The sequence below is a fragment of the Haemophilus parahaemolyticus genome, from assembly GCF_018373095.1.
GTDB lineage: Bacteria > Pseudomonadota > Gammaproteobacteria > Enterobacterales > Pasteurellaceae > Haemophilus_A > Haemophilus_A parahaemolyticus_A.
The window spans coordinates 1-11,294 of sequence record NZ_JAHAHT010000056.1; the positions used below are offsets into that span (position 1 = coordinate 1).

General features: G+C 41.2%; 8 protein-coding genes and 1 pseudogene. 6 read left to right on the plus strand and 3 right to left on the minus strand.

Annotation, left to right across the window (positions count from 1 at the left end; all coding sequences use genetic code 11):
- Nucleotides 1-269: 269 nt before the first annotated feature.
- The gene (locus KH943_RS06485) at nucleotides 270-446 is read right to left on the minus strand and encodes a hypothetical protein (RefSeq protein WP_304109166.1); all 177 of its coding nucleotides are present in this window, start codon (nucleotides 444-446) and stop codon (nucleotides 270-272) included.
- Between the two features lie 331 nt (nucleotides 447-777).
- Between KH943_RS06485 and uvrC the strand changes: the two genes are divergently transcribed.
- The 5 genes from uvrC (at nucleotide 778) to topA (ending at nucleotide 8,296) form a co-directional block, all read left to right on the plus strand.
- Complete coding sequence (uvrC, locus tag KH943_RS06490; protein WP_304109169.1) at nucleotides 778-2,613, plus strand: excinuclease ABC subunit UvrC; 1,836 nt, start codon at nucleotides 778-780, stop codon at nucleotides 2,611-2,613.
- A 47-nt stretch (nucleotides 2,614-2,660) separates the two neighbouring features.
- Nucleotides 2,661-3,626 (plus strand): o-succinylbenzoate synthase, encoded by a 966-nt coding sequence (gene menC, locus KH943_RS06495; RefSeq protein ID WP_304109171.1) that lies wholly within the window; start codon nucleotides 2,661-2,663, stop codon nucleotides 3,624-3,626.
- 81 nt (nucleotides 3,627-3,707) lie between these two features.
- Nucleotides 3,708-5,003, plus strand: a complete 1,296-nt coding sequence (gene pepB, locus KH943_RS06500; protein WP_304109184.1) for an aminopeptidase PepB — start codon at nucleotides 3,708-3,710, stop codon at nucleotides 5,001-5,003.
- Nucleotides 5,004-5,011: 8 nt separating this feature from the next.
- Nucleotides 5,012-5,500, plus strand: a complete 489-nt coding sequence (gene greB / locus KH943_RS06505) for a transcription elongation factor GreB (protein WP_304109174.1) — start codon at nucleotides 5,012-5,014, stop codon at nucleotides 5,498-5,500.
- A gap of 195 nt (nucleotides 5,501-5,695) precedes the next feature.
- Nucleotides 5,696-8,296 (plus strand): type I DNA topoisomerase, encoded by a 2,601-nt coding sequence (topA, locus tag KH943_RS06510; protein WP_304109177.1) that lies wholly within the window; start codon nucleotides 5,696-5,698, stop codon nucleotides 8,294-8,296.
- Between the two features lie 84 nt (nucleotides 8,297-8,380).
- Here topA and msbA read toward each other — a convergent pair whose 3' ends face one another.
- The gene (gene msbA, locus KH943_RS06515) at nucleotides 8,381-10,129 is read right to left on the minus strand and encodes a lipid A ABC transporter ATP-binding protein/permease MsbA (RefSeq protein ID WP_304109180.1); all 1,749 of its coding nucleotides are present in this window, start codon (nucleotides 10,127-10,129) and stop codon (nucleotides 8,381-8,383) included.
- 136 nt (nucleotides 10,130-10,265) lie between these two features.
- Between msbA and KH943_RS06520 the strand changes: the two are divergent.
- A pseudogene (locus tag KH943_RS06520) lies at nucleotides 10,266-10,451 on the plus strand (hypothetical protein); the annotation flags it as partial.
- A 65-nt stretch (nucleotides 10,452-10,516) separates the two neighbouring features.
- Here the strand turns inward: KH943_RS06520 and KH943_RS06525 are convergent.
- On the minus strand, nucleotides 10,517-11,294 hold a 778-nt coding region (locus KH943_RS06525), incomplete at its 5' end, for a 5'-nucleotidase, lipoprotein e(P4) family (RefSeq protein WP_304109181.1).

The window sequence follows — 11,294 nt, forward strand, 5'->3', positions numbered from 1 at the left end:
AAAGGATAAGTGTTGGCGCAAGCCCAAAAAGAAAAAAATTTAATTAATGTATTTTTTATTGATCAAGATCATGAATTGCTTGTGTGCAGGCAAAAGCCGTCACCGGACATCAGAATTTTACGGCTGATTTTTTGCCATTATCAAAAATACTAACCTGTAGCCCAAATTTTGGGGGGCAGATCATTACTTAGTTCAAACGGCAACTCATTTTTGACCGCTTGCACTAATGTAAAATCCGCTTGTTGGCGTGTTAAATCAAATTTAAACCATTAATTTTGATGTTGAAAATAAAAACTAAGTCGGTTAAAACGAGAATAGAGCAACGCTTGAGCATAACCCGAAATCAATGGAATTTGAGACAAATAGGTCGCCCCAGATTTATCTTCCCATTCCAGAATTTCCGCCTGTCTATTGACTAAACAAGACCATTGCACTCGCTCATTCATCTTTTCCCCCTTTTTAATTAGGGATAAAAGATAGCAAAAATTTATATAAATAAGTATGAAGTAAATCAAATTTGAACAAAAAAAGTTACGTTTCTGCTTAAAATATAATGTATTTCTTTACGATAAGAGCCTAAAAGCGTATATTGAAAAGAATAGCATCACTTAAGTTGCCTACAAACTAGATATTACCTGTATTACACTCTCTCAAATTATCATTGAACCGCTTTTTACCTAACTTTTTGGGTTATGTCCAATGACAAAAAAACCCGCTAGAATAACCGCTTTTAATATCTCACTAACCACTAGCTAGCAATAACCAATCGAGGGGAAAATGAGCGAATTTGATGCCAAAGCGTTTTTGGCTAATGTGCCACATCTGCCTGGGGTCTATCGGATGTATGATAGCAAAGGAACAATTATCTATGTGGGTAAGGCGAAAGATTTGAAAAAACGTTTGTCGAGCTATTTTCGCACCAACCTCGCCAGCCGAAAAACGGAAGCATTAGTTTCACAAATTGCCTATATTGAAACAACCATTACCCATTCCGAAACAGAAGCCCTGTTGCTGGAGCACAATTACATCAAGGAAAATCAGCCTCGCTACAATGTATTGCTCCGCGATGATAAATCTTACCCTTACATTTTGCTTACCAAACATAAGCATCCGCGATTAGCGAGTTTCCGCGGCAGTAAAAAAATTGCGGGCGAATATTTCGGCCCTTACCCGAACGCAGGTGCAGTGCGAGAAACATTGAATTTACTGCAAAAAATTTTCCCGATTCGACAATGTGAAGATAATTTCTACAAAAACCGCTCCAGACCTTGCTTGCAATATCAAATTGGGCGTTGCCTTGCACCTTGTGTGGAAGGCTATTATTCGCAACAGGAATATGATCAACAAGTCAATCTGGTGCGACTCTTTCTGCAAGGCAAAGATAGCCAAGTGGTTGAGCATTTAATCAGCAAAATGGAAAAGGCAGCGGAAGAGTTGGATTTTGAAGTAGCCGCACGTTTTCGCGATCAGATCCAACAGGTGCGAGCGGTGCAAGAGAAACAGTTTGTCTCAAACGAACGTTTAGACGATTTGGATATTATCTCCATTGCCTACCAACATGGCATTGCTTGCGTGCATATTTTATTTGTACGTCAGGGGAAGATTTTAGGAAATCGAAGTTACTTCCCGAAAGTGCCAAGCCATACCGAATTTGAAGAGCTGAGTGATACTTTTATTGGGCAATTTTATTTGCAGATGAACCAGCATCGTACCATTCCGAACCAGATTATTATTGATCATAAAGTGAGTGAAGCGAAGGCATTGGAAGAAGTGCTGTCTGAGCAAGCAGGGCATAAAGTGAGCATTACGGCAAATGTGCGTGGTGAAAAAAGCCGTTATCTTGCCTTGGCGAAAACCAATGCACAAGCCGCACTCACATTGCAATTACAACAAGATGCTCATATTAAAACCCGCTACGAAGCCTTACAAGCGGTGCTTTCTTTGCCGAAAATTGCAAGAATGGAGTGCTTTGATATTAGCCATACAATGGGCAATCAAACTGTCGCCTCTTGCGTAGTATTTGATGAAAATGGGCCACTAAAATCGGATTACCGTCGCTTTAATATTGAAGGTATCACAGGCGGGGACGATTACGCTGCAATGGAACAAGCCTTACTGAAACGTTATGATAAGCCACTTGAGCCAGAGAAAATCCCAGATATTATTTTTATTGATGGTGGCAAAGGGCAACTAAACCGTGCATTGGAAACTTTTGCCAATTTGAAGGTGTCGTGGGATAAATCAAAACCGCTTTTAATTGGTGTGGCAAAAGGCGTTGAACGTAAAGCAGGTTTGGAAACCTTGTTGATTAGTAAGTGGGATAAGGAAATTCATCTCCCGCCCGACAGCCCCGCATTGCATTTAATTCAGCACATTCGCGATGAATCGCACAACCACGCCATTACAGGACACCGCAAAAAACGCCAAAAAGCCTTTACCGAAAGCGGATTAGAAGCCATTGCAGGCGTTGGAGCCAAACGCCGACAAGCGTTGTTAAAATATTTGGGTGGAATGCAAGGTGTGAAATCGGCAACGTTGGAAGAAATTGAATCTGTACCAGGGATTTCCAAAGCCTTGGCGGAAGTGATTTTTGATACGTTGCAGAATGGGTAAATTAAACTCATTTCTCTATAAATAGTAGATATTCATAAATTTATCAAATGAAAATAAAACTCTATCACTACACCATCCCTTGTCGCACTGGCGTTGTGCTTCGCAAACAGCCTTTAACCGAGCGGCAAGGCTTGATTATTCGCCTAGAGAAAAATGGCAAAATCGGCTGGGGAGAAATCGCTCCACTACCGACTTTCAGCCGTGAAACCTTGGCAGAATGTGAAGCCCAAGTTCGCCAATGGTTTGAAAATCCAACTGACTTGATGGATAACTTCGCCCCTTCTGTAGCTTTTGGCATCAGCTGTGCATTGGCAGAATTAAACGGAACATTACAGCCCGAAGGCGATTTTCGCTCTGCGATTTTATGCGATGGTGATGTTGCAAAATTTTCGGCAAAATTAACCGCTTGTCAGGCTCATTTAGGCAAAATCAAAATCGGATTTAATGCGGCGAAAGAGGGCGAACTTGCCAACTTGTTGCTTATGCAGTTCCCTGCTTTACAACTCAGATTAGACGCAAATCGTGCTTTCTCGCTCGAACAAGCGGTAAAATTTGCCGAGAAAATTGTAAAGCCACTGCGATCTCACATTCAATTTATTGAAGAGCCTTGCCAAACACCCGCACTTTCTCGCCAATTTGCAGAGATGACGGGCATCCATATTGCATGGGATGAAAGTGTACGTGAACCTCATTTTTTAGTAAAAGACGAACCTAATTTGACCGCTATAGTGATTAAACCAACATTAACGGGTTCGCTTGAAAAATGCGTTTCGCTCATTCAGCAAGCCCATTCACAAGGGATAAGTGTGGTAATTAGCTCAAGCATTGAAAGCAGTTTGGGCTTAACGCAGTTGGCTCGTATTGCTAAACAATATACGCCTGAAATGGTGGCAGGATTGGATACGCTGAATTTGATGCAGCAGCAATTATTGCGAAGATGGCAAGGTTCAGATTTACCGTTAGCCGATGAAAACAGCGAATTTTTGCGTTTAATTTTAGAAAGTGAAGATTAAGGCGTATAATATTTTTAATCTCATTCTTCACTAACAAATAGAGAAATACCGTTTTAACACAAATAAGGAATCAATATGTCAATGCAAATCACCCTGTCAAATACGCCCGCATCCGAAAAGTGGGGCAAAAAAGCCATTCTTTCTGCCAATGAAAATGGAATGACGATTCATCTTAACAAAAAGCCTGAGAGCGAAGCATTTATCACTATTCAGCAAGCCGCTCGTAAAATTAAAAATCAAGGCATTTTATCGGTAACGCTTGTAGGCGAAGGCTGGGGTTTAGAACAATGCTGGGCATTTCATCAAGGATACGTCAGCGTGAAAAATGTAGGCTCAGTGCAATACCCTAATTTGGGAGAAGCACAAACGGAATTTGATGCTCGCCTTGAATGCACCACATTTACACGCACGATCATCAATAAACCCTCTGACCAATTAACACCTGTACAATTAGCTGAACAAGCGGTTGAGTTCGTCACTCAACAAGCGGTTAAAAAAGGCTTGAATTCTGCAATTTCTGCGGAAATTATTTCAGGCGAAGATTTAAAAAAACAAGGTTATTCAGGTATTTGGGCAGTAGGCAAAGGTTCTGAAAATCCGCCTGCTTTCTTAGCATTAGACTTCAATCCAACGGGCAAGGCAGATGAGCCTGTATTAGCCTGTTTAGTCGGCAAAGGCATTACCTTTGACACAGGCGGTTATAGCTTAAAACCAAGTGATTCAATGTCTACAATGCGTACTGATATGGGTGGTGCGGCAATGCTTACAGGTGCATTAGGTTTAGCGATCGCACAAGGCTTGCAAAAACGCGTGAAGCTCTATCTCTGCTGTGCGGAAAATATGGTTAGCCATAACGCCTTTAAATTGGGCGATATTATTACCTATCGCAATGGTGTTACGGCTGAAGTTTTAAACACCGATGCAGAAGGTCGTTTGGTGTTGGCTGATGGTTTAATTGAAGCAAGCAAGCAAAATGCACAGTTGATTTTAGATGCAGCAACACTCACAGGTGCTGCAAAAGTGGCGGTGGGGAATGATTATCACAGCGTACTTTCAATGGATGAAAACTGGATTTCAGCATTATTCACTGCCGCAAAAAATCAAAATGAACCTTTCTGGCGTTTGCCATTTGAGCCGTTTCATCGCTCACAAATTAGCTCAAACTTTGCAGATATTGCCAACATTGGCTCGGTGCCTGTTGGGGCAGGAGCAAGCACAGCTTGTGCATTTCTCTCTTATTTTGTGGAAAATTATCAACAAAATTGGTTACATATTGATGCTTCCGCTACCTTCCGTAAGACCGCAAGTGATTTATGGGCAGCAGGTGCAACAGGGCTTGGTGTAAGAACAGTAGCAAATTTATTGCTTAGTGCTTAGGGAAAAGAATGGCAAAATCGAATTATATTACCCGCTCAGGCTGGCAAGCGTTAGATCAAGAGCTGAAATTCTTATGGAAAGAAGAACGCCCGAAAGTGACCCAAGCCGTTTCTGATGCAGCTGCCCTTGGCGACCGCAGCGAAAATGCAGAATACATCTATGGCAAACGTCGCTTGCGTGAAATCGACCGCCGCGTGCGTTTTCTTTCCAAGCGGTTAGAAGTGCTACAAATCGTCGATTACCATCCGCAACAAGAGGGCAAAGTCTTTTTTGGTGCTTGGGTGGAATTGGAAAACGAAGCGGGTGAAATTGCAGAATATCGCATCGTGGGATGCGATGAATTCGACCCTGCGAAAAATTGGATTTCGATTGATTCCCCTGTTGCCCGTGCTTTAATTGGTAAACAGGAAGATGATGAAATTACCGTCCAAACGCCAACGGGTAAAGTAATGTGGTTTATTAACCGTATTTGGTATGAGAAAAAGAGGCTTTATTAGTAAAAGTACTATTAGTACTTGTAGACTAGGCACTAAGATAATTTAAATGGTCTAATTTTTAACACTTAAGCTAACATTTGTTTGGCAATTACCACCTATTTTGTGCGTTTATGTTGTAATTTGCTTGTAGCCTTGTTATTGTAAAAATAATAAGCGGAAAAGCATCTTTATCTTTTTAATTATTAGGAAATAGCAATGGGTAAATCATTAGTTATTGTTGAGTCACCAGCTAAAGCGAAAACAATCAATAAATACTTAGGTAGTGACTATGTGGTGAAATCGAGCGTGGGGCATATTCGGGATTTGCCAAAAAGTGGCTCAGAAGAGAAAACAGAACGAGCAAAACCAATTTCTACCAAAGGGATGAGCGCCGAAGAAAAAGCCAAAATTAAAGCAGAAAAAGAACGTAATGCGTTGGTAAAACGAATGGGAATTGACCCTTATCACGGTTGGAAAGCGAATTACCAAATTATGCCTGATAAGCTGAAAGTGGTTTCAGAACTAAAAACGTTGGCGAAAAAAGCCGATCATATCTATCTCGCCACCGACTTGGATAGAGAAGGGGAAGCGATTGCCTGGCATTTACGTGAAGTGATTGGCGGTGATGAAAGCCGTTTTAGCCGTGTGGTATTTAACGAAATCACTAAAAATGCGATTAAAAAAGCATTTGAACATCCAGAGCATTTAAATTTAGATCGTGTGAATGCCCAACAAACTCGTCGCTTTTTAGACCGTGTGGTAGGCTTTATGGTTTCTCCACTACTTTGGAAAAAAGTGGCACGCGGTTTGTCAGCTGGGCGTGTACAATCTGTTGCAGTAAAATTATTAGTAGAACGTGAACGTGAGATCAAAGCCTTCCAACCAGAAGAGTTTTGGGAAATTGTGGCGGATACGCAATCAAATGGCAAAAAACTACCGCTTGATCTGACAAATTATCTCGGCAAAAAATGGCAAGCAAAGAACGAAGCAGAAGCAATGCAAGCGGTTAAAAACTTGCAACAATCTGCGTTTATCGTTACCGACATTGAGAAAAAGCCGACCAGCTCAAAAGCAAGCCCGCCATTCATCACTTCAACGCTTCAACAAACGGCAAGCACCCGTTTGGGCTTTGGCGTGAAGAAAACGATGATGTTGGCTCAACGCTTATATGAAGCGGGCTATATTACCTATATGCGTACTGACTCAACTAATTTGAGCCAAGATGCGTTGAATATGGCTCGTGGTTATATCGATAAACAATTCGGCTCGCAATATTTACCAGAAAAACCAAATTTCTACTCTAGCCGTGAGAATGCTCAAGAGGCTCACGAAGCAATTCGCCCATCAGATGTAAATGTCACAATGGCGGATTTATCGGGTATGGAAAAAGATGCTGAACGTTTATATGACTTAATTTGGCGTCGTTTCTTAGCGTGCCAAATGTTGCCAGCACAATATGATTCAACTAGCTTGACTGTAACAGCTGGCGATTATGAGTTGAAAGCGAAAGGCCGCGTCTTACGTTTTGATGGTTGGACGAAAGTGTTACCTGTGCAAGGTAAAACGGCGGAAGACCAGGAGTTACCAAATGTTGCTTTAAATGAAGAATTAGCGTTACAAGCGGTTAATCCTAGCCAACATTTTACTAAACCGCCTGCACGCTACTCGGAAGCGGCATTAGTGCGTGAATTGGAAAAACGTGGTATTGGTCGTCCTTCAACTTATGCGTCGATTATTTCTACTATTCAAGAGCGTGGTTATGTACACGTGGAAAATCGCCGTTTCTATGCAGAGAAAATGGGTGAAATTGTTACCGACCGTCTAAACGAATCATTTGGCGATTTAATGAATTATGATTTCACTGCGAATATGGAAGAAACGCTCGACAAAATTGCAGAAGGTCGTGAGAATTGGATTGATGCGTTAAATGCATTTTTCAAAGATTTTTCCGAGCAACTCACTCAAGCAGAATTGGACGAATTACAAGGCGGAATGAAGCCAAACAGCATTGTACCAACTAATATTGATTGTCCAACTTGTGGGCGTAAAATGGCAATTCGTACCGCTTCAACAGGTGTATTTTTAGGCTGTACAGGCTACGCATTACCACCAAAAGAGCGCTGCAAAACCACAATGAATTTAATTCCTGAAGAGGAATTGATTAACATCTTAGACGAAGATTCAGAAACTAAGGCGTTAATGGCACGTAAACGCTGCCCGAAATGTGATTCAGCGATGGATAGCTACATTATCGATCCAAAACGAAAATTGCACGTGTGCGGGAATAACCCAAATTGTGATGGTTATTTGCTGGAAGAGGGCACATTCAAAATTAAAGGCTATGATGGTCCTATTGTGGAATGTGATAAATGTGGTGCGGATATGCACTTAAAACTGGGGCGTTTCGGTAAATATATGGGCTGTACGAACTGCGATAACACCCGCAAAATTCTGAAAAACGGTGAAGTTGCGCCGCCGCGTGAAGAGCCAATCCCATTCCCAGAATTAAGATGTGAAAAAGCAGATGCCTATTTTGTATTGCGTGATAGTGCGGTTGGGGTGTTTATGTCGGCACATAACTTCCCGAAAGTGCGCGAAAGCCGCCCTGCAAAAGTAAGCGAATTAGCCCAATATCGCGACCGCTTACCAGAAAAACTGCAATATTTGGCAGATGCACCGTTAACTGACCCTGAAGGTAATCCAGCGATCATCAGTTTCAGCCGTAAAGAGAAACGTCAATATGTGACTTCCGAAAAGAACGGCAAGAAAACGAAATGGATTATGGATTATGTTGATGGGAAGTGGGTAGGTCGTTAGAAACAGCTAACACTACATAGAAACAAAAAAACCTCGCAATCTAAATGATTTGCGAGGTTTCCTTTTTTCAAATGAGTAGCTTAATTACGCCCCAAATTGTAATTTATGAAGCTGTTTATAAGCACCATCAAGTGCCATTAATTCGCTATGCGAGCCACGTTCGACAATCTTACCTTGATCGACTACCAAGATTTCATCTGCTTTTTCAATCGTCGATAAACGGTGTGCAATCACAAGCACGGTTTTATCTTTTTGTAGTTCTGCCAAGGCAGATTGAATTGCACGCTCTGATTCGGTATCTAATGCAGAAGTTGCTTCATCCAACACCAATACTGGCGAATTACGTAATAAAGCACGAGCAATTGCTAAACGCTGGCGTTGTCCGCCTGATAAACTCGCTCCATTTTCGCCGATAACGGTATCTAAACCATCATCTAATTTCTCGATAAATTCCATTGCGTGTGCTACTTTTGCAGCTTGAATAATCTCTTCACGCGAGAATTTATCTGTTGCCGCATAGGCAATATTATTAGCAATCGTGTCATTAAACAGATGCACTTGTTGCGAGACAATCGAACATTGTTCACGTAAATTCGCTAGCGTGTAATCTTGAACATTTACCCCATCAAGCAAAATCTCGCCCGAATCAATGTTATAAAACCGAGTTAAGAGGTTGGCAATGGTTGATTTACCCGAGCCAGAACGCCCAACTAACGCTACAGTTTTACCTTTAGGAATGCTAAATGAAACCTGATTTAATGCTGGGTTCTCTTTGCCTTCATAAGTGAAAGAGACATTTTTAAACTCAATATTGCCTTTAGCACGCTTAATTTCAATCTTGCCTTTATCTTCTTCTATCGGTAAATCTAAAAATTCAAATAAGGTTTGACACGCAGCCATTCCGCGTTGGAACTGCGAATTAACATTAGTAAGTGATTTCAGCGGACGCAACATTGCCATCATTGAAGAGAATACCACTGTGAATGAACCTGCAGTTAAATCCTCAATATCCAAGCCTTTTACCGTCGAAAGATAGAGCACCGCCGATAAAGCAAAAGAGGCAATAAGCTGCACTAAACCATCAGAAATCCCATCGGCAGAGATCACTTTCATTCCTTTCAAACGCATATCGTTACTTACGCGTTCAAAACGTTCTTTTTCGACCTGCTGACCACCGAAAGAGATGACTTCTTTGTGCCCTTTGAGCATCTGTTCTGTTGTTACGGTCAAATCACCCATCGAGCTTTGAATATTACGGCTTAATTGACGAAAACGGCGAGAAACAATAGCAATTAACATACCAATAATTGGTGCAAGCACGAAAAGTACAACCGAAAGTTGCCAGCTAGTATAGATCATCACCACAAAGAGTGAGATCAAATAAACGCCTTCACGCACAATCGTAACCAATACGTGTGAAGACGAATTCGCTACCATCTCAGTATCGTAAGTAACACGTGAAAGTGAGCGACCAACAGGATTTTGGTCAAAATAGCTCACAGGCATATACATCAAATGCTGGAAAATATCGCGGCGGAATGTCATCACCACTTTGCCTGACACCCAAGCCAAGCAATAACTCGCAAGATAGTTTGTGATACCACGCACAAGTATGAATAGCACCACTAACACTGCCATCAATTTTAAAAAGCCGTGATCTGCTTGACCAAAGCCCTCATCCAGTAACGGTTTAAGTAGATAAATCAGCCCTGAATCGACCAAAGCATTGAGTACCAATGCTACAGCTCCGACAATTAAGCCCCATTTATATTGGCTAATGGTTGGAAACAAACGCTTAAACGTCTTAAATGTTGAAAGATCTTTTTCTTGCATAATTCTCTATTTAGTAAGGAAAATCGGGTGTATTGTACTCTGAATTTGAGTTTTCACCAAACTGACCCGTTTTAGCCTTGATTGAATACAATATTTCTGTCTTATAAAGAACCACTTAACTGATATTCTGCCTTGCTCTTTTCAAGGCGGTGCAGGCAATGCGGTAAATAAATATTTGCAATCGTTCAACAAAATTAAACCGCTTGCAATGCTCGGTATTCCAGATCATTTCATCCCACAAGCAACACAACCAGAAGCTTATGCAGAAATTGGGTTAAATGCGGAAGGGATTGAACAGAAAATTCAGGCATTGTTGAGATAAACTCCATAAAAAACGGCTTAATAGTTTAAATATTAAGCCGTTTTTTTATATTTCACTAGCGGAAACTACTTACCATCCCAAGCCTGGATTGCATCTAAGCGAGCTTTGATTTTGCTTTGAGCATCGCCTTTAAAATAGCCTTTGGCTAAACCACCTTCCCAGCCACCGTAGTTAGGGTTAGGTAATACGATGTAAGTTTTACCAAATTTTTCTTGGTTTTCTTTTACAAATGCACTGCGTTCTGCATTTAATTTACCGTACACTGTATCACCAAAGTCATCTAAGTTATCGCCTACATAAAGGACGATTTCATAGCCTTGTTTTTCAATTTCCGCAAAACGAGCAGCTTTCGCTGATTTATCTTTTTTCAAGTAAAGCACTGACTCGTCCACACCTTCAAAGCCTAAACGTTTCATATCGTCAATTGTTCCTGCTTTTTCGGAGCTATCTTTACGGTTGGTTACATAGAACATTTTACCTTTATGTGAATTAACGTAGTTGTTAAATTCCACCGCACCAGGAACTGCACGAGATTGTCTAGCATCAACCCAGCGTGTCCAATCTTTACCATCAAAACCTTTATTATTTTGAACTTGCCAGCCAGCGTATGGGCTGTTGTCTAGCATCGTTTCGTCTAAATCTACTACCACCGCTTTTTTCTTGCCTTTAGCTACTTTCGCGTGATCAAAGGCAGTTTTAGCCGTGTTATAAGCTTGGTAGGCAAGCGCTTTATATTCGCCCGAATCTTGCATCCAGTTAATGCCCATTACTGCTTGTTGTTGCAATTGAGCTTCCGCGTGTGCTTTTGCATCCATTTGATTATGTGCACAACCTGTTAAGACT